At 64.4% G+C, this 17998-nt stretch carries 18 protein-coding genes; 6 read left to right on the top strand and 12 right to left on the bottom strand.

All coding sequences use genetic code 11. The annotated features are described in order from the left end of the window. Positions 1-62: 62 nt before the first annotated feature. Both RIN79_RS10235 and RIN79_RS10230 read right to left on the bottom strand, forming a co-directional pair. Positions 63-272, bottom strand: coding sequence for a hypothetical protein (locus RIN79_RS10235; RefSeq protein WP_309084552.1), 210 nt, complete (start codon positions 270-272; stop codon positions 63-65). A gap of 18 nt (positions 273-290) precedes the next feature. Then, entirely contained in the window at positions 291-686 is a 396-nt protein-coding gene (locus RIN79_RS10230; protein WP_309084551.1) for a DUF2188 domain-containing protein, read from the bottom strand. Positions 687-922: 236 nt separating this feature from the next. On the opposite strand from RIN79_RS10230, the gene xth reads away from it, so the two are divergent. Then, positions 923-1714 carry an exodeoxyribonuclease III gene (xth, locus tag RIN79_RS10225; protein ID WP_309084550.1) on the top strand — a complete coding sequence of 264 codons (792 nt, stop codon included), beginning with the start codon at positions 923-925 and terminating at the stop codon, positions 1712-1714. 46 nt (positions 1715-1760) lie between these two features. Here xth and RIN79_RS10220 read toward each other — a convergent pair whose 3' ends face one another. Together RIN79_RS10220 and ilvD are read right to left on the bottom strand one after the other, a co-directional pair. After that, positions 1761-2558, bottom strand: coding sequence for a tetratricopeptide repeat protein (locus tag RIN79_RS10220; RefSeq protein WP_309084549.1), 798 nt, complete (start codon positions 2556-2558; stop codon positions 1761-1763). Next, a complete protein-coding gene (gene ilvD / locus RIN79_RS10215) occupies positions 2545-4269 on the bottom strand; it encodes a dihydroxy-acid dehydratase (protein ID WP_309084548.1) in 1725 nt (574 codons plus the stop codon). The genes RIN79_RS10220 and ilvD overlap by 14 nt, the downstream gene beginning before the upstream one ends. Positions 4270-4635: 366 nt before the next feature. Here ilvD and RIN79_RS10210 point away from each other — a divergent pair, with 366 nt between their 5' ends. After that, entirely contained in the window at positions 4636-4914 is a 279-nt protein-coding gene (locus tag RIN79_RS10210) for a hypothetical protein (protein ID WP_309084547.1), read from the top strand. 52 nt (positions 4915-4966) lie between these two features. On the opposite strand, the gene RIN79_RS10205 is transcribed toward RIN79_RS10210, so the two are convergent. The 7 genes from RIN79_RS10205 to pcsA all read right to left on the bottom strand — a co-directional run bounded on the left by RIN79_RS10205 (position 4967) and on the right by pcsA (position 12271). Then, positions 4967-5611, bottom strand: a complete 645-nt coding sequence (locus tag RIN79_RS10205; protein WP_309084546.1) for a glutathione S-transferase family protein — start codon at positions 5609-5611, stop codon at positions 4967-4969. 124 nt (positions 5612-5735) lie between these two features. Further along, entirely contained in the window at positions 5736-6812 is a 1077-nt protein-coding gene (locus tag RIN79_RS10200) for a BMP family ABC transporter substrate-binding protein (RefSeq protein WP_309084545.1), read from the bottom strand. Between the two features lie 76 nt (positions 6813-6888). Then, the gene (locus tag RIN79_RS10195; protein WP_309084544.1) at positions 6889-7803 is read right to left on the bottom strand and encodes an ABC transporter permease; all 915 of its coding nucleotides are present in this window, start codon (positions 7801-7803) and stop codon (positions 6889-6891) included. Further along, on the bottom strand, positions 7796-8896 hold the full coding sequence (locus RIN79_RS10190; protein WP_309084543.1) for an ABC transporter permease: 1101 nt from the start codon (positions 8894-8896) through the stop codon (positions 7796-7798). The genes RIN79_RS10195 and RIN79_RS10190 overlap by 8 nt, the downstream gene beginning before the upstream one ends. Continuing rightward, positions 8896-10476 (bottom strand): ABC transporter ATP-binding protein, encoded by a 1581-nt coding sequence (locus RIN79_RS10185; RefSeq protein ID WP_309084542.1) that lies wholly within the window; start codon positions 10474-10476, stop codon positions 8896-8898. The genes RIN79_RS10190 and RIN79_RS10185 overlap by 1 nt, the downstream gene beginning before the upstream one ends. Positions 10477-10571: 95 nt before the next feature. Next, positions 10572-11546 (bottom strand): quinone oxidoreductase, encoded by a 975-nt coding sequence (locus RIN79_RS10180; protein WP_309084541.1) that lies wholly within the window; start codon positions 11544-11546, stop codon positions 10572-10574. 2 nt (positions 11547-11548) lie between these two features. Beyond that, a complete protein-coding gene (gene pcsA / locus RIN79_RS10175; protein WP_309084540.1) occupies positions 11549-12271 on the bottom strand; it encodes a phosphatidylcholine synthase in 723 nt (240 codons plus the stop codon). A gap of 304 nt (positions 12272-12575) precedes the next feature. Between pcsA and RIN79_RS10170 the strand changes: the two genes are divergently transcribed. Next, positions 12576-13772: a UbiH/UbiF family hydroxylase gene (locus RIN79_RS10170; protein ID WP_309084579.1), complete on the top strand. Its 1197-nt coding sequence runs from the start codon at positions 12576-12578 to the stop codon at positions 13770-13772. Between the two features lie 129 nt (positions 13773-13901). Further along, complete coding sequence (gene hspQ / locus RIN79_RS10165; protein ID WP_309084539.1) at positions 13902-14234, top strand: heat shock protein HspQ; 333 nt, start codon at positions 13902-13904, stop codon at positions 14232-14234. A gap of 71 nt (positions 14235-14305) precedes the next feature. Here hspQ and RIN79_RS10160 read toward each other — a convergent pair whose 3' ends face one another. Then, the gene (locus RIN79_RS10160) at positions 14306-14938 is read right to left on the bottom strand and encodes an invasion associated locus B family protein (protein WP_309084538.1); all 633 of its coding nucleotides are present in this window, start codon (positions 14936-14938) and stop codon (positions 14306-14308) included. 256 nt (positions 14939-15194) lie between these two features. Here RIN79_RS10160 and RIN79_RS10155 point away from each other — a divergent pair, with 256 nt between their 5' ends. Together RIN79_RS10155 and RIN79_RS10150 are read left to right on the top strand one after the other, a co-directional pair. After that, positions 15195-17030, top strand: a complete 1836-nt coding sequence (locus RIN79_RS10155) for an extracellular solute-binding protein (protein ID WP_375165907.1) — start codon at positions 15195-15197, stop codon at positions 17028-17030. 8 nt (positions 17031-17038) lie between these two features. After that, on the top strand, positions 17039-17722 hold the full coding sequence (locus RIN79_RS10150) for a DsbA family oxidoreductase (RefSeq protein ID WP_309084537.1): 684 nt from the start codon (positions 17039-17041) through the stop codon (positions 17720-17722). Positions 17723-17998 lie beyond the last annotated feature (276 nt).

Genomic DNA, 17998 nt, shown 5'->3' with positions numbered 1-17998 from the left:
TCCGTTGCTGGTCAACAACGCGTGAAGGGCAGATTCGTTCCGTGATATCTTCGAGAAGGCCGCTAATTTTGAGGTGTGGTTGGCGCGGTCTCCTCCGTTTGCGGTGGCACGGCATCCTGATCCGCCCCGCCTGACATCCGGTCGGATGCGGTGCGGAAACCACCGTCGTAGAGCACGAAAAGCACGAGCGCTATGACCACCACGACGGCGGTGATCAGCACCGTGCGCCGGTCGGTTCTCTTTCCCCGTGGCTGCTGGTCGTTCCGGGCCATCGCCTTCTCCGCATCAGTTCAGTGTCGCGACGCCGGTTCGACCCTTGTCTCGGGTCGGCTGTCGCCCGACTCCATTTCCTCGTGCCAACGCCCGTCCCTGTCCTGGTACTGGATCGCCTCGTCGCTGCCGGCGCTCGCGTGGGCTGCCGCGGCCTGCTCGGCTGCACGAGTCGCCTCCTGCCGGGTCGCGAAGGCCTCGGAAAAAACGTCGCCGACTTTATAGGCCCAGCCTCCGTCATGCTCGACCACCTCATAGGTGATCCTTCGCGGCGACTGATCGTCGCCTCTCGCGTCGCGGCGCTGCCCGTCCGGTCGCGTCCGCATATCCTGCAGAAGCGCGCGCGGCCCGCGGTGCGAACGGCGGAAGAGGCGATAAAGGCCGTAGGCTCCGAGAGCGGCAATGACGAAACGCATTTGGTCCTCCTTGGATGGCCGGGTCCGATCAGAATGACCGCGTCCCCAAACATTGCTGCGCGCCACATGTTCCAGCCTGCCGAAGGGATATTATTTCGGAGCGCGAAAATTTCAGCGCCTCGCTCAGGCTTGAATACAAGACCTTGGCGGCAATAAAGTTTCACCTGTGGCTCGGGAGGCTTGGATGGACAAGCTGAATGCTCTAGTCTGTGCGCGGTCAACCCTTCTCGGATCCCATGAAAATCGCCACCTGGAACATCAACGGCGTCAAGGCGCGCATCGACAACCTCGTGCATTGGCTGCAGGAGGCTGACCCCGATATCGTCTGCCTGCAGGAGATCAAGTCGGTGGATGAGCAGTTCCCGCGCGAGCCGATCGAAGCGCTCGGATACCATGTGGAGACGAACGGCCAGAAAGGGTTCAACGGCGTTGCCATCCTGTCGAAGCTGCGCTTCGACGAGGTGAGCCGCGGCCTTCCAGGCAATGACGGGGACGAGCAGGCACGCTTCATTGAAGGGGTGTTTTCAACCACTGCCGGCGCGCTGCGCGTGGTTTCGCTCTATCTTCCCAACGGCAACCCGGTCGCCAGCGAGAAATTCGTCTATAAGCTCGGCTGGATGGAGCGGCTGGAGCGCTGGACGAAGGCCAGGCTGATGCTGGAGGAACCGCTGGTGCTCGCCGGCGACTACAATGTCATTCCCGAGCCGATCGACGCGAAAGACCCGGAGAACTGGGTCAACGATGCGCTCTTCCAGCCGGAAAGCCGGCAGGCATTCCGTCGCCTCTCCAATCTTGGCCTCACCGACGCGCTGCGCTCGGTGACCGATGCACCCGGCACCTATACGTTCTGGGATTACCAGGCAGGCGCCTGGCAGAAGAACAACGGCATCCGCATCGACCATCTGATGCTGTCGCCCGAGGCCGCCGACAAGCTGGCCTCGGCCTCGGTGCAAAAGCACACGCGCGCCTGGGAAAAGCCGTCCGACCATGTGCCGGTTCTGGCTGAACTGGCGCTCGCCGCCGCCTGAGATTGGAACCTCGGCCATCCTCGCCGGAGGTGCTGAAGCAAAGACCCTAGTCGATGCCGTTGGCGAGATAGTCCTCCGCCTTGGCGATCGCCGTGCGGCGGTCCGCCTCGCCGGCCAGGGCAAAAGCTTCCTCCTGCATGGTGCGGATCCAGCCGATATCGGCGGGAGCTGCGTGCTCCAGGGCCATGGTCATCAAGGCCAGCCCCTTCACCACCTTGCCGCTCTGGAACAGGAGATTGCCGAGCGTCGCCTGCGCACCTGCATGGCCCTTCTCGGCGGCAAGCTGCAGCCAGCGCGCCGCCTGCTGCACGCTCTTGGCGCCACCCTCGCCCGAGAGAAGCATGCGGCCGAGCTCGAACTGCGCGTTCGCGTTGCGGTAATTCGCCGCCGCGCGCAGATAATATTCCTGCGCTACTGCCGGGTTTGCCGCTACCGGGCTGCCGGGAATGCCGCGGCGCAGATAGTGGCCGATCGCCACCAGCGCGTCCGCCACATAGCTCTCGTCGCGGCTGCCCGGCTGCACATCCTGCTTGGCGACTTCGGAGAAGAACTTGAAGGCCTCGTAATCGTCGCGCGCAACGCCGTCGCCTTCGGCATACATGCGCGCCAGCTTCCACCGCGCGCCGACCTGCCCGTTCTCAGCGGCATAACGATAGGCCTCGATGGCCTCCTGCTTTTCGCCGCGCTTGTAGGCGGAGAAGCCGAAGCGGAACACTGCAAGCGGATTGCGCGGCTGCTGCTGAATCACCGCCTTCTCGTCGAGCGCCGCCGCGGGAGCAATCGTCCCGAACAGAACCAGCGCGCCCGCAACCAGCCGGACCATGAGGCGCTCAGAGGTCGGCATAGCAGTGCGTTTCTTTCTCGGCGCCCGGATGGGTGAGCGCGCCGTAACGGGCAGACCCGACGGTCTGCGCATATTTCCAGATCGCGCCGGACTGGTAGTCCGTCTCGCGCGGGGTCCAGGTCTTCCTGCGCTCGGCAAGCTCGGCTTCGCTGAGCGCGACCTCGATCGTGCCCGCCACCGCATCGATGGTGATGATGTCGCCGTCGCGAAGGAGCCCGATCGGCCCGCCGACCGCCGCTTCCGGCCCCACATGGCCTATGCAGAAGCCGCGCGTCGCGCCGGAGAAGCGTCCATCGGTGATCAGGGCCACCTTGTCGCCCATGCCCTGCCCGTAAAGGGCTGCGGTGGTGGCAAGCATCTCGCGCATGCCAGGGCCGCCCTTCGGCCCTTCGTAGCGGATCACCAGCACCTCGCCCTCGTTGTAGCGGTGCTCGGCGACGGCCGCGAAGCAGTCCTCTTCCGAGTCGAAGCAGCGCGCCGGGCCGGAGAAGCGCAGATTCTTCATGCCCGCCACCTTCACGATGGCGCCTTCGGGGGCAAGATTGCCCTTGAGGCCCACAACGCCGCCGGTCACAGTGATCGGCCTGTCAGCCGGGCGCACCACGTCCTGCGCGTCATTCCATTGAACGCACTCCATGTTCTCCGCGACGGTGCGGCCGGTAACCGTCATGCAGTCGCCATGCAAATAGCCGTGGTCGAGCAGGGTCTTCATGAGCAGCGGAATGCCGCCGGCCTCGAACAGGTCCTTCGCCACATATCTGCCGCCAGGCTTCAAATCGGCAATGTATGGCGTCTTCCTGAAGATCTCGGCCACGTCGAAGAGATCGAATTTTATCCCCGCCTCATGCGCGATGGCCGGCAGGTGGAGCGCGGCATTGGTCGAGCCGCCCGAGGCGGCGACAACGGCAGCGGCATTCTCCAGCGCCTTCAGCGTGACGATGTCGCGCGGGCGGATCTGCTTCGCCACCAGTTCCATCACCTTCTCGCCGGCGGCATAATTGAACCGATCGCGCATCTCGTAAGGCGCCGGCGCCCCGCAGGAATAGGGCAGCGCCAGGCCTATCGCCTCGGCCACCGTCGCCATGGTGTTGGCGGTGAACTGGGCCCCGCAGGAGCCGGCCGAGGGACAGGCCGCCTGCTCGATTTCCGTCAGTTCCTCGTCCGTGATCGTGCCCACGGAGTGCTGGCCCACGGCCTCGAAGACGTCCTGAACCGTGATCTGGCGACCGCGATAGGAGCCGGGGAGGATCGAGCCGCCATAGATGAAAACGGAGGGGACGTTGAGGCGCACCATCGCCATCATCATGCCGGGCAGCGACTTGTCGCAGCCTGCCAGCCCCACCAGCGCGTCATAGCAGTGCCCGCGCATGGTGAGCTCGACCGAATCCGCGATCACGTCGCGGGAGACGAGCGAGGCCTTCATGCCCTGGTGACCCATGGCGATGCCATCCGTCACCGTGATGGTGGTGAACTCGCGCGGGGTGCCATTGGCGGCCGCCACGCCCTTCTTCACCACCTGCGCCTGGCGCTGAAGCGAGATATTGCAGGGAGCCGCCTCGTTCCAGCAGGTAGCGACGCCAACGAGCGGCTGCGCGATCTCCTGCGCCGACAAGCCCATCGCATACAGATAGGACCTGTGCGGCGCCCTCGCCGGACCCACGGTCACGTGGCGGCTTGGCAGCTTTGCCTTGGAGATCGCTCGAACGTCCATCTTCACCATTGCCGCCGGTGCGGCCTTTCCACGCGTGACCAACTCCGCGCTACCGGAGAGCCCTCGGTGCGCCTGTTTTATGGCGGGATATTGGCATATCGCCGCCGCCACCTTTTAGCGCATTGACTCCTAGGAAAGTGTTGCCGCTCCGCAACAGACAGAGGATGGTTGCAGGGAGGCATGGTGCCGGGGCGGCTGGCCACCGGCGCGCTTGGGGTCCGTAAGGACATGCCCGGCAATTCAGCTCTTTAGCGCGAGTTTCTGCCAAGAAAGTTGAAGCGACCGGCAGTTCATCCCGGAACAAACGCTGATCTGCGGCGGTTCGGACCCGTGCCGGTCATTCCCTATGGCAGCAGGAATCTTTCCATGCCGGACGTCGGCGGCCGTGCCGGCGCGGCAGCGGAGGACGAGATGGCAAAGGTCACGAGGGACAATCTGTTCAAGCCGACGCTTTCGCGGACTGAAACCAAGAGCAGGACGACCGACGAGGTCTCACGCGCGATCACCAGCGCGGAAGTAGCGCAGCGTGAGCGCAAGACCGCGCGGCTTAAGGCCATGCGACTGGCCAAGGAGGCCGAGGAGCGGGAGAAAGGCGGCGGAGAGCCGCCGAAGAAGCTCGCGCGAGCCAAACGGAAGAAGGCCTGAGCACCTGCCCTCAAACGCCGGGCATTGGGGCATTCGCCGGGAAGTGGCGGCGCTAGCTGCCGCTGGAAAACATCGACTGGAAGGCGGGGATTTTCGCGGCCATCGCCATATCCTTTTCGGAGACGCGCTTATAGGCGGGGCGATCCGTCACCCGCGCGACATAGTCCTGAAAGACCGGACGCTCGGGCAGACCCTTCAGCATGTTCATGGTGAAATTGATGCCGGACCCATAGATCACGTCGGCGAGCGTGAACCGATCGCCGGCCGCATAGGGCTGTTGCGACAGCCGGCGCTCCAGATTGGCGACCATGTCGTCGAACAGGCCGAACGAAAAGTCATTGCTGACATAGCTGAGCCCCTTCACGCGCGCCGAAATCACCGGGTCGAACACCGCATCGTGATATACGAGCATGGAGAGATAGGGTCCGCGCGCGGGATCGCCTATCGCCGGCGCCAGGCCGGCTTCGGGGAAGGCGTCGCCGAGATAGATGGAGATCGCCGCCCGCTCCGTGATCACCACTCCGTCATGCTCGATCGCCGGCACTTTCTTGTTGGGCTGGATTCTGCGGTATTCCTCCGGCGCGCCGCCGTCACCTCGGATATCGACCAGCTCCATCTGGTAGTCGACCCCGAGCTCCTCCAGCAGCCAAAAGATGGCAGAGGAGCGGGACCAGGGCGCGTGGTAGAACTTCAGCATTGTTCTTCTCCTTCTTGCGGCCGGAGCACCCTACCAGGCCGCTCCTGACAGCAGACTGTCAGGAGCTTCCCTGTCGAAAGGGCGGCCAGAGGCCGCCCTCAATGTGTCTTTCGGCAGCGTCCGCTCACTTCGGCAGCTGATCGTCGACCCCTTCGACATAGAAGTTCATGCCGAGCAGCGTCTTGTCGTCCGCCACTTCGCCTTCCGCCAGCCACGCCGTGCCGTCCTGCTTGTTGATGGGGCCGGTGAAGGGGTTGAAGGCGCCTGAGCGAATCTTCTCCTCGGTCTCCTCGGCCAGTGCTTTCACGTCGTCGGGCATGTTGGTGTAGGGCGCCATCACGACATGCCCCTCCTTGAGGCCGGCCCAGACATCCTGCTGCTGCCAGGTGCCGTCGCGCACTGCCTTCACCCGCTCCACATAGTACGGCGCCCATTCGTCAACGATCGCCGTCAGCTGAGTCTGTGGCCCGAACTTGATCATGTCGGAAGCCTGGCCGAAGGCTTTGATGCCTCGCTCGGCCGCGACCTGCATGGGCGCGGTGGAATCGGTGTGCTGGGTGATGATGTCGACGCCCTGGTCGATCAGCGCCTTGGCGGCGTCAGCCTCCTTGCCGGGATCGAACCAGGTGTTGGCCCACACCACCTTCACCTTGAAGTCGGGATTGACCGACTGCGCGCCGAGCACGAAGGCGTTGATGCCCATCACCACCTCGGGAATGGGGAAGGAGGCGATATAGCCGGCCACGCCCGCTTTCGACATCTTGGCGGCAATCACGCCCTGGATGTACCGACCCTCGTGGAATTTTGAGTTGTAGGTGGAGACGTTCGGATGCTCGCGCTTGTAGCCTGTCGCATGCTCGAACTTCACATCCGCGAAACGGCCGGCCACCTTGTTCGTAGCGTCCATATAGCCGAAGGACGTGGTGAAGATGATGTCGCAGCCCGAGCGGGCGAACCGCTCGATCGCGCGCTCGGCGTCGGCTCCCTCCGGCACGCTTTCCAGATACGCGGTCTCGACCGCGTCGCCCATTTCCTTCTCCAGCTGGAGGAGTCCCTGGTGGTGCTGATAGGTCCAGCCGAAATCGCCGATCGGCCCCACATAGATGAAGCAGGCTTTGGTGGGATCCTGCGCCTGCGCGGTGCCGGCGGCTGCCAGGCCGAGCATCGTGGCGGCGGCGAGTGCCTTCAATAGATCTTTCATTCCGTTCGTCCTCTCTGGTGGTTGCTGCTGGCGCCTTCTGCGCCTTGTCTCTGCAATTCAAGTCTCCTGCGGCGTCTCAGCGGTCCGGCACGAAAGCCCTTCCCAGAGAAGCCGGCGTGTTCATCATGGTCAATCGGCGGTTTCTGGAGATCAATACAAGTACGACAACAGTGGCCAGATAGGGAAGCGAAGAGAGAAGTTGTGACGGGATTCCCACCCCAAGCGCCTGGGCATGGAGCTGGCCGATCGTCACGCCGCCGAAGAGATAGGCGCCGACCACGACGCGCCAGGGCCGCCACGAGGCGAAGACCACGAGCGCGAGCGCAATCCAGCCGCGCCCGGCGGTCATGTTCTCCACCCACTGCGGCGTATAGACGATGGACAGATATGCCCCGGCAAGGCCGGCGCAGGCGCCTCCGAAGAGCAGGGCCAGATAACGTATGCCGATGACGTTGATGCCCTGCGCGTGGGCGGAGGTGTGGTTGTCGCCGACGGCCCGCAGCATCAGGCCGGCCCGCGTCGAGAACAGGAAGTAGGCGACACCCGCCGTCAGCAGAATGGAGACATAGAAGAGCGGATCCTGGCCGAAAAGGAGCCGCCCGACCACAGGAAGGTCGGAGAGCACGGGGATGTCGACGGCGCCGAGCCGAACCCCCGGCAGCCCGACAAAGCTTTCGCCCAGCATGCCGGACAATCCGAGCCCGAACAGCGTTAGCGCCAAGCCGGTCGCCACCTGGTTGGTGACGAGGGTGAGCGCCAGGAAGCCGAAGAGCAGTGCGAAAGCCGCGCCCACAAGGATCGCGGCAAAGACGCCGAGCCATGCCGAGCCGGTCAGCATGGCAACCGCAAAGCCGGTCACCGCGCCCATGATCATCATGCCTTCGACGCCGAGATTGAGGACGCCGGACCGCTCCACCACGAGTTCACCGATGGCGGCGATCAGGAGGGGCGTCGCCGCGGTCGCGATGGTGATCAGAACCGATTCAAACATGGGCGCGCGCCTCCCCGCCAATTGCCCGCACAGGGCGGGAGATGCGGATGCGGTAATGGATCAGCATGTCGCAGGCGAGCACGAAGAAGAGCAGCATGCCCTGGAAGGAGCGCGCCACCTTGTCGGTGACGCCGATCGAAATCTGCGCCGCCTCGCCGCCGAGATAAGAAAGCGCAAGCACAAGCCCCGCCGCGATAATGCCAAGCGGATTGAGCCGCCCGAGAAAGGCGACGATGATGGCGGCAAAGCCGTAGCCCGGGGAAATGCTCGGACGCAGTTGGCCGATGGCGCCCGAGACCTCGCTGATGCCGGCAAGGCCGGCCAGCGCGCCGGAGACGAGGAAAGCGAAGATCACCATGCGGGCCCGTGAGAAACCGGCGAAGCGCCCTGCGCGCGGACTCTGGCCGATAACTTTCACCTCAAAGCCCTTCAGGGTACGCGAGAGAACGAACCAGAGGGCGAGGGCGGCAAGGATGGCAAAGACGAAGCCCCAATGGGCGCGGCCGGACGCCGGCCAGATCTCCGGCAGGATGGCATAGGAATGGAAATTGCGCGTTTCCGGAAAATTGAAGCCCTCCGGATTGCGCCAGGGCCCGCGCACGATCCAATCGAGGAAAAGCTGCGCCACATAGACCAGCATCAGGCTGGTCAGGATCTCGTTCGTGTTGAAGCGCGTCTTGAGCAGGGCGGGTATGGCTGCATAGGCGGCGCCGCCAAGAATGCCCATCAGCAGCATGAGAGGCAGCACGATCCAGGACTGGAGTTCGGGGAACATCACTGGCAGCATCGAGCCAAGGATGGCCCCGATGATGAACTGCCCCTCCGCGCCGATATTCCAGTTGTTCGAGAGGTAACAGACCGCAAGCCCGACGGCGATCAGGATCAATGGCGCCGCCTTCACGGCAAGTTCATGCAGCGACCAGGTCTCCCGCAGGGGATCGATGAAGAAATAGTAGAGCGCCTCGAGAGGATCCTTGCCCATCAGCGCGAACATGATCGCGCCGGCCCCCAGTGTGAGCGCCAGCGCGATGAAGGGCGAGAGCGCGCTGAACATGGCGGAGTGCTGCGGCCTTTTGACGAGCTCGATGCGCATCAGACGGCCTCCGCCATCGGAGCCGCGGCATGGCCCGGCTCCGCGCCGCCCATGAGAAGGCCGATCTTCTCATAGGTCGCCTCGGCGACGGGAATGGGCGCGGAAAGCCTGCCGCCATGCATCACCGCGATCGCGTCACAGATTTCGAACAGTTCGTCGAGGTCCTGGCTGATGACGAGCACTGCCGAGCCGCTCTTTGCCAGATCGATCAAGGCCTGACGGATGCGCGCCGCCGCGCCGGCGTCCACACCCCAGGTAGGCTGGTTCACGACCATGACGCGCGGCTGCCGGTCGAGCTCGCGGCCGATGACGAATTTCTGCAGATTGCCGCCCGAGAGCGCCGCTGCCTCCGGGTCATCGCCCGCCTTGCGCACGTCCATGGCGGCGGAGATCCGCTCTGCAGCCCGGGCGACGATGGTGCCGCGGATGATGCCGAGGCGAGCAAGGAACGCCCGCGCGTCGGTGCGGTGGCGCGAAAGCAGGAGATTCTGCGAAAGCGTCATGAAGGGCGCGGCGGCGTGGCCGAGGCGCTCCTCCGGCACAAAGGCGGCGCCCATCAGCCGGCGCCCGGTGATGTCCAGGCGTCCGGCATCCTTGCCGCCGATCCGCACAGCGTCGGGCCGTTCCTGCAGCGCCTCCCCGGAAACGGCCTCGAAGAACTCGCCCTGTCCGTTGCCGGCAACGCCGGCGACGCCAAGGATCTCGCCCGCATGGACGGCAAGATTGATGCCGGCGAGCGGGACCGCGAATGGGTGGCTCGCCCTGCGGTCGAGGTCGCGGATCTCCAGAAGCACCTCGCGCGCGGCGGCCGGTTTGTCGCGGATTACCGGCTGCACCTCATCCCCCACCATCATGCGGGCAAGCGAAGCGGCGGTCTCGCGGCGCGGGTCGCACTCGGCCACCACCCTGCCATGGCGCAGGACCGTGGCGCGGTCGCAGATGCGTTTCACCTCCTCCAGCCGGTGGGAGATGTAGAGGATGGAGCGGCCTTCCGAGCGCAGCCGCTCCAGCGTCTCAAAAAGCCTGTCCGCCTCCTGCGGCGTCAGGACCGAAGTCGGCTCGTCCAGGATGATGAGCTCAGGATTCTGCAAAAGGCAGCGGATGATCTCGATGCGCTGGCGCTCGCCCACGGAAAGATCGCCCACATGGGCATTGGGATCGAGGGGAAGGCCATAGGTCCTGGAGAGATCGCGGGCGCGGGCGGCGACGGCGCTCGCGGGCGCCGGGTCGTCCAGCGACAGCATGATGTTTTCAGCCGCCGTCAGCGCATCGAAAAGCGAAAAGTGCTGGAAGACCATGCCGATGCCGCGGCGCCGCGCCTCGCTCGGGCTGGTGATCGCTACGTCCCTGCCCTTCCAAAGAATGCTGCCCGCGGTGGGCTCCAGTGCACCGAACAGCATCTTGACGAAGGTCGATTTTCCAGCGCCGTTCTCGCCGAGAAGCGCATGAATCTCGCCGCGGCTGATGGTGAGGTCTATCGCCTCGCAAGCCTTCAGCGTGCCAAAGACTTTGGTCAGGCCGCGCACCTCCAACAGCGGCCCCGCCGGGTCTTCAAGTGTTGTCTGCACAACACCTCCCATGCTTGTTCTTAATGTTCCCCGTCTGCATGGTAGGCCCGCTTTTTTGCGATGCAATAGGTTTCGATCGGTTGAAACAGCTTCATGTTTTTAGGGGCTCAGGGGATGAGCACCGTGGCGCCTGTGGTGCGGCGCGCCTCCAGATCCTCATGCGCCTTGCCGACATCGGCGAGCCGATACCGCTGATTGACGAGGATCTTCACGACGCCGGATCCGACCACCGAGAACAATTCCTGCGCTCCCGCCTCCAGATCCTCCCGCGCCGCGATATAGGCGAAGAGCGATGGCCTGGTGGCGAAGAGCGAGCCCTTCTGCGCCAGAAGGTTGATGCTGAAAGGCGGGACCACGCCCGAGGACTGGCCGAAGCTCACGAACATGCCGAGCGGCCTCAGACAATCGAGCGAGCCCGGAAAGGTATCCTTGCCGACTGAATCGTAGACCACGTCGCACATGCGCCCTTGGGTCAGCTCGCGCACGGCTGCGACGAAATCCTCCCGGGCATAGTCGATCACGTGGTCGAAACCATGGGCGCGGGCAAGCGCTGCCTTTTCCGGCGAGCCGGCCGTGCCGATCACCGTGGCGCCGAGATGCTTCGCCCACTGGCCGAGGATCAGGCCGACCCCGCCCGCCGCAGCGTGACAGAGCACCGTATCGCCGGGTTTGACCGCAAAGGTGCGGCGCAGGAGATACCAGGCCGTCAGGCCCTTCAGCATCATGCTGCCGGCAAGGTCGTCGGCGATGGCGTCCGGCACGCGCACCAGCCGATCCGCAGCGATCAGTCGCTGCTCGGCATAGGCGCCGCCGCCATTGACGCAATAGGCGACGCGGTCACCGGGCCTCAGCCCCTCCACGCCCTCGCCTGTTTCCAGGACGATGCCCGCCGCCTCGCCCCCCGGCGTGAAGGGCTTCGGCGTCGAGTAAAGTCCCGTACGCTGGTAGATATCAATGAAGTTGAGGCCGATCGCCCTGTGTTCGACCAGCACCTCGCCACGGCCCGGCTTTCCCGGCTCGAACTCTTCGAGCCGCATAACCTCAGGACCGCCGGTCTCGTTCAGACGGATTGCTTTCGCCAAGGTCAAGCTCCCTTTCTTCCAAGCTGCGGCATCGCCTGCATCAGCGCGCCGATGCAGAAGAGATAGACGCCGGTCACGCCGATTCCGGCCCGCACCCAGGACTGCGCCTGCATGTCCTGCAGGAGCGCGGCAGCGCCGAAGCCGCACCAGGCCAGGAATACGGCGAGGTTGAAAGGCCGCAGCCGCTCCACGCGCACCGGATGGAGGAAATGGATGGGCGCGAAGGTGAGGATGGCCGCAATCACCACCACCGCGAAGGAAAGATACTCGCCTGGGCCGATCACGAAGAGCGTGAAGACGATCATGTTCCAGACGACAGGAAAGCCCTTGAAGAAGTTCTCCTTGGTCTTCATGCCCGTGTCAGCATAGTAGATGGCGCTCGACACGACGATGATGGCCGCGGACAGGAAGGAGAGGCCCTCGCCCATGAACCCGCTCTGGTAAAGCGCGAAGGCGGGGATCAGGACATAAGTGACATAGTCGATGATGTTGTCCAGCGTGTCGCCCGACCAGGTGGGCAGCACCTCCTTCACCTGAAGCCTTCTGGCGATCGGCCCGTCAATGCCGTCGACGAGCAGCGCCAGTCCGAGCCACCAGAACATGGCCGTCCAGCGCTCCTCGCTGGCCGCCACCAGCGACAGGAAGGCGAGAAACGAGCCGGACGCGGTCAAGAGGTGAACGGAAAAAGCCTTCGCCTGGGGTGCGGTGACCTTCTTCTTCTGCATCGGAACCTTCAATCCGCTCCCCAAACACCAACCTGCCTTCGGTAGCCGGGAGAGGTAAGCCGGCTGCACACGGCGGAAATGCTTCCCGAGGCTGCCTTGCCCTGCTTCATCAAAGTCCCTCCGGCGCCTATGGGCTTGCCGCCCATAACATGCGGCACAGGAACGCGCAGCATAATCCGGCAGGTTATGCCGAAAATAGCCGCGGCAACCGACCTTATCAGAGCCGTTTGCCGCGCCTCGTTGAACCGCTGACGCGCCTGCTATATCTCCTGCGAAGATGGAAGGGAGCGGCGGCGTGAACGGCATGGGCAAGGACACGATCATGGTAGCCGGCACGGGTCCGGCCGGCCTTGCGGCGGCGCTTGCGCTGGCCGAACTCGGGCGCGACGTGGTCCTCGCCGGCCCGCCCCCCTCCTCCGAGGACCGCCGCACGACAGCGCTGATGCGCCCGGCCATCGAATTCCTGGAGCGCCTCGGCCTTGGCGAGACCTTGCGCGAAATAGGCGCGCCGCTCGTCACGATGCGCATCATCGATGCGACCAGCCGGCTGATCCGCAGCCCGGTCGTAACCTTCCGGGCCGCCGAGATCGGCGAGGATTCCTTCGGGCTCAACCTCCCCAATGCGGGGCTCAGCGCGGCGCTTGCGGAAGCCGCGCGCCGGCGCGCCAATATCGTATGGCACCAATCCCTGGTGCGGTCCTGGCGCCCGGGTGGCGATCTGGTGGAGGCCGAGCTTGAAGACGGCACGACCGTGCGGGCGGGCCTTGCGGTGGCCGCCGACGGACGGAATTCGCCGGCCCGAACAGCGGCGGGGATTGCGACCCAGAGCCGCGACCTGCACCAGCATGCGCTGGTGCTGAACTTCGCGCACAAGCGGCATCACGGCTTTGCCTCGACCGAGTTCCATACGGAGCATGGTCCCTGCACGCAGGTGCCGCTTCCCGGCGGCTTCCGCTCCAGCCTCGTCTGGGTCATGCGCCCCTGGCAGGCCGAGGAGCTTTCGTCTCTCGACGACGCGGCGCTTTCGGAACGGCTGGAGGAGCGTCAGCAATCCTTCCTGGGCAAGGTGACCGTGGAGCCCGGACGCCAGGTGTTCCCGCTCGTCTCCGTCCTGCCCCTGCGCTTTGCCGCGCGGCGCATCGCGCTTGTCGGCGAGGCGGCCCATGTCTTCCCGCCGATCACTGCGCAGGGGCTCAATCTCGGTTTGAGAGACGTGGCCGATCTTGCCGAAGTGGTGCGCACCCATGCCGATCCCGGCTCGACCGCAGCCCTCGTCCATTATGACACGCGCCGCAGACCCGACATCCTGGCGCGCAGCGGCGCGGTCAATCTGGTGAACCAATCGTTGCTGTCGAACCTTCTTCCGACGCAGCTCGCCCGGAGCACCGGGTTGAGCCTTCTCGGCGGGATCCCCCTGTTGCGCGGCTTCTTCATGCGCGAGGGGATGCGGCCGGGCAGCGGCCTCGCGTCTCTCCTGCCGAGATTTCCGCGCCGTCCGTGACCATGGAGGCCAGCTCGTGCTTGCGACGCTCCAGCTTCCCCGATTTGCCACCTGGCGGATGGCCCGCCGTCGCGCGCAGCATTGAATTGCTGTCAAAGCCGCGCCACATATAGGGAAAGGCTTTGGGCAATGAATAAGATCAGAACCGCGAAATTCTCCATAGGCCAGGTGGTGCGCCACCGGCTTTTCCCCTTCCGTGGGGTCATCTTCGACGTGGATCCGGAATTCGACAACACGGAGGAGTGGTATCAGTCCATCCCAGCCGAGATCCGGCCGTCCAAGGACCAGCCCTTCTACCACCTTCTGGCCGAGAACGAGGAAACGGAATACGTGGCCTATGTCTCGGAGCAGAATTTGATGGAGGACGATACCGGCGAGCCGGTGCATCATCCTCAGCTTGCTGACTTCTTCGTGCAGACCGCCGACGGGAGATATACGCCGCGCCTTTGGAACCATCACTGAGCGGGAGCCGGCGCCGCTAAAGCGAAACAGGGCCCGCGAGGGGCCCTGTTTTTTCTCGAACCAGGTCGCCGTTACTGTGACTGCTTGGCCTGTTCCTGGGCCTGCTTCAGCTTCTCGGCGAATTCCTGATTGTTCTTGCTCACGAATTCCTCAAGCTTCTTCTGCCGCTCGTCGAGGTCGGCCTGCTGCAGCGGCTCGCCATCGAACGCGCCCGTGAAACCCTGCAGCGTGACCTTCATCGGATTGGGCTGGTTCTGGAAATTGACGGAAGTGAGCGTCAGCTCCGAGCCGCGCTTGAGCGAAGCCACGACCTCGTCGGTGAGCGGCGCTTCGGCGACGCAGCGGTCCGGCACGCAGATCGCGTATTCGATCTTGCGGGTCTGGCCGCCGTCGATCTGCAGGCCCACGCCGGGCGGGATGAGGCGCCCCGTCGGCACCGCCACCTGCAGCACGCGCCGGTTGATCTTGCCCTTGACCTCGATCAGATTGACGCTCGTGAGCAACTGGCCGCTATTGGCGCGCAGGAGAAACTGCACATTGCAGACATCCACGTCTTCCTGCTTGGTGCAGGCCTTGAACCAGCCCTGCGGCGGCTCCTGCTGCTGTTGCTGCTGCTGCGCAAATGCGGTGTTGGCGTAGCCGGCTCCACCCAGCAGGGCGGCCAATGCAGCCAGCCCGTATGCTCTCGCTCTCAGGCCCATCATTTCCCGTTCCTCTCGAATCCCAACCCGGTCGGTTGCCGTTGGGGCCCCTACTGTTGGCCGAATGCGGCGACAGCAAGGCTGCGCGCGTGTTACAACGGCCGCGCCGGCGAATCCAGTGGCGAAACCCCACTTTCCCATATTGCTGCCACGCCCAGGTGCCACTGTCGCGCGGCCCGGCGCTGAATAGACAAGTGCCCTTTCCGGGCCCAAGGATTGAGGCAGAGCGAGTCGAGTTGAGGCTGACGAGGTTTTCTCCATGATCTTCCGTTTTTTTGCCATCCCGGCACTCCTCGCCCTTCTGGCAGCGGGCGCGGCAATGGCACAGGAGGCGCCCAGGCATGGAATCGCCATGAATGGCGAGCCGGCCCTGCCCGACAATTTCTCGAATTTTCCCTATGCCGATCCGGACGCGCCAAAAGGCGGAGAGATCACCTATTGCGTAGTCGGGAGCTTCGACAACCTCAACCCGTTCATCCTGAAGAGCATGCGCAGCACCGCGCGGGGGGTGATCGACACGATCTTCGGCAATTTCGTCTTCGAACCGCTGATGCGGCGCAACGGTGCCGAGCCGTTCTCACTCTACGGGCTGCTGGCCGAATCGGTCGAGATGGATGCGGACCGCACCTACGCGGAGTTCCACCTCAACCCGAAAGCCAAATGGTCCGATGGGAAGCCGGTGACGCCGGAGGACGTCATCTTCACCTATGAGACCTTCGCCAAAAAAGGGCGCCCGCCCTATTCGAGCCGCATGGCGAGGATCGAGAAGATCGAGAGGACGGGCGAGCATAGCGTGCGCTTCACCTTCAACGACCAGTCGGACCGCGAATTCCCGCTGGTTGTGGCGCTGACGCCGGTGATCCCCGCCCATGCCTTCGACCGGGAGACTTTCGACCAGACGACGCTGAAGCCGGTCATCGGCAGCGGGCCCTATGTCATCGACCAGGTGGTGCCGGGGCGGCGCGTCTCCTTCAAGCGCAACCCCGAATACTGGGGCAAGGACGTGCCCTCGATGCGGGGTTTCCAGAACTACGACCGCGTCACCATCGAATATTTCCTCAACGGCAACGCGCAGTTCGAGGCGTTCAAGAAGGGCCTGTGCTCCGTCTATGCGGGCGCCGACTATACCGGGCTTGATCCCAACACCATCGCGCGCGACTTCGACTTCCCGGCAGCGAAGAACGGCGACGTGGTCGTGGAATCCTTCGAAATGAAGATCCCGCCCGCGGTCAGCGGGTTCGTCTTCAACACGCGCCGGGAAAAATTCGCCGATCCCCGAGTGCGCCGGGCGCTCGGGATGCTCTATGACTTCGGCTGGGTCAACAAGAACGTCTATAATGGCCAGTATGAGCGCACGCTGAGCTATTGGCAGGGGTCGGAGCTTTCCGCCCTCGGCACCCCGGCAAATCAAAAGGAGAAGGAGCTGCTCGCTCCCCATCAGGACAAGGTTCTGCCCTCCGTTATGGAGGGCACCTATGGGGCGGAGGACGGCAAGGGCGGCGAGATCGGCCGCGACCAGATGCGCGAGGCACTCCGGCTTCTGCAGGAAGCAGGCTACAGGCTGGACGGCGGCGTGATGAGGGACCCGCAGGGCAACCCCTTCGCCTTCGAAATCCTCCTCGTTTCCGCCGAGCAGGAGCGGCTTGCGGCGGTGTTCCAGCGCAGCCTCACCCGCCTCGGCATCAACGTCACGCTCCGCATGCTCGACGACGCGCAAATCCAACAGCGCAAGCAGACCTTCGACTTCGACGTGCTGATCGCCTCGGTTGGCTTTTTCGGCACGCTCTCGCCCGGGATTGAGCAGATCAATCGTTGGGGTTCGGAGGCCGCAAAGGCGGAAGGCTCCTTCAATCTCGCCGGTGTCGCCGATCCCGCCGTGGACGCCATGATCGAAGCCATGCTCAATGCGCGCGACAAGGAGACCTATGTGGCCGCGGTGCGGGCGCTCGACCGGCTGCTCATATCAGGGGCCTATATGGTGCCGACGCAGCACAACAACCAAGTATGGATCGCCTACTGGAATTATCTGCAGCACCCGGAGACGGCACCGCTCAACGGCTTTGATCTCTCGGCCTGGTGGCGCAAGCCGGAATAGGATCTTCGATGACCGACAAGCCAGCGCTCGATATCGACGTCGTTTCGGACGTCGTCTGTCCCTGGTGCTTTCTGGGCATGCGCAACCTGCAGCTCGCGCTGGGCGGCCTCAAGGACATCGACGTAACGGTCCGCTGGCGGCCCTACCAACTCGATCCCACGGTCCCGCCGGAGGGCCTCGACCGAAAAGCCTATATGATCCAGAAATTCGGCAGCCTGGAGCGCATCGAGGCGGCGCATGACCGGCTGCGGGAGATGGGTGCTGCCGCCGGCATCTCCTACGATTTCGCTGCCATCAAGGTGGCGCCCAATACGCTCGACGCGCATCGCGTGATCCGGTGGGCGGCTGCATCCGGAGAGGGTGTACAGGACCGGGTCGTGGAGCGCCTCTTCCGACTCTATTTCGAGGAAGGAAAGAATATCGGCGATCATACCGTTCTGGTCGAGGCCGCCGGGGATGCAGGCATGGACGCCGCCCTGGTCCGCAGCCTCCTTCCCTCGTCCGCCGACCGCAGCGAGGTCGAGGAGGAGGTGGAGACGGCGCGCCGCATGGGCATCACCGGCGTGCCCTGCTTCCTGCTCGAAGGCCGCTATGCCCTGATGGGCGCCCAGCCGCCGGCAGAGCTGGCCGACGCGCTCTCCAAGGTCTCGGAGGCGAAGGAGCGGGGTCAGCTCGACGCTGCAGGCGAATAGCGCTCCTGGGTGGGGATAGATTCGCCACCCGGTTTCGGCCAAGCACCTGTAAATGCTCGATGTTCTTTTTTTTCTGCTCGGTTTTCATCCCACAGTTCAGCACTGGCGCTATTCTTCCCCCGTCCTTCTCGCGGGACGCAGGTCGCGACAGCGCCCTCGCGGGGAAGGATCGGCGTTTCCGGCAATCGCTGACCGCGATCGTCGGGGACTCCGTCCAGGTTTCCTCCCGGTGCCGGTCCACCGGGGCATATCCGATGATGTGCGAGCGGAAGCCGG

Source organism: Chelativorans sp. (assembly GCF_031180965.1).
Lineage (GTDB): Bacteria > Pseudomonadota > Alphaproteobacteria > Rhizobiales > Rhizobiaceae > Chelativorans.
Note: the sequence above shows the minus strand (reverse complement) of the source record. Positions and strands in the feature narration are given on the sequence as shown.

Bases quoted from the DNA above. Each gene is read 5' to 3' on its own strand.
- RIN79_RS10220 (WP_309084549.1), bottom strand. From the start codon at position 2,558: ATGCCGACCTCTGAGCGCCTCATGGTCCGGCTGGTTGCGGGCGCGCTG.
- RIN79_RS10200 (WP_309084545.1), bottom strand. From the start codon at position 6,812: ATGAAAGATCTATTGAAGGCACTCGCCGCCGCCACGATGCTCGGCCTG.
- hspQ (WP_309084539.1), top strand. From the start codon at position 13,902: ATGAATAAGATCAGAACCGCGAAATTCTCCATAGGCCAGGTGGTGCGC.
- RIN79_RS10195 (WP_309084544.1), bottom strand. From the start codon at position 7,803: ATGTTTGAATCGGTTCTGATCACCATCGCGACCGCGGCGACGCCCCTC.
- RIN79_RS10210 (WP_309084547.1), top strand. From the start codon at position 4,636: ATGCCGGACGTCGGCGGCCGTGCCGGCGCGGCAGCGGAGGACGAGATG.
- RIN79_RS10190 (WP_309084543.1), bottom strand. From the start codon at position 8,896: ATGCGCATCGAGCTCGTCAAAAGGCCGCAGCACTCCGCCATGTTCAGC.
- RIN79_RS10160 (WP_309084538.1), bottom strand. From the start codon at position 14,938: ATGATGGGCCTGAGAGCGAGAGCATACGGGCTGGCTGCATTGGCCGCC.
- RIN79_RS10235 (WP_309084552.1), bottom strand. From the start codon at position 272: ATGGCCCGGAACGACCAGCAGCCACGGGGAAAGAGAACCGACCGGCGC.
- RIN79_RS10205 (WP_309084546.1), bottom strand. From the start codon at position 5,611: ATGCTGAAGTTCTACCACGCGCCCTGGTCCCGCTCCTCTGCCATCTTT.
- ilvD (WP_309084548.1), bottom strand. From the start codon at position 4,269: ATGGACGTTCGAGCGATCTCCAAGGCAAAGCTGCCAAGCCGCCACGTG.
- pcsA (WP_309084540.1), bottom strand. From the start codon at position 12,271: ATGCAGAAGAAGAAGGTCACCGCACCCCAGGCGAAGGCTTTTTCCGTT.
- RIN79_RS10185 (WP_309084542.1), bottom strand. From the start codon at position 10,476: ATGGGAGGTGTTGTGCAGACAACACTTGAAGACCCGGCGGGGCCGCTG.
- RIN79_RS10170 (WP_309084579.1), top strand. From the start codon at position 12,576: ATGGGCAAGGACACGATCATGGTAGCCGGCACGGGTCCGGCCGGCCTT.
- RIN79_RS10230 (WP_309084551.1), bottom strand. From the start codon at position 686: ATGCGTTTCGTCATTGCCGCTCTCGGAGCCTACGGCCTTTATCGCCTC.
- RIN79_RS10150 (WP_309084537.1), top strand. From the start codon at position 17,039: ATGACCGACAAGCCAGCGCTCGATATCGACGTCGTTTCGGACGTCGTC.
- xth (WP_309084550.1), top strand. From the start codon at position 923: ATGAAAATCGCCACCTGGAACATCAACGGCGTCAAGGCGCGCATCGAC.
- RIN79_RS10155 (WP_375165907.1), top strand. From the start codon at position 15,195: ATGATCTTCCGTTTTTTTGCCATCCCGGCACTCCTCGCCCTTCTGGCA.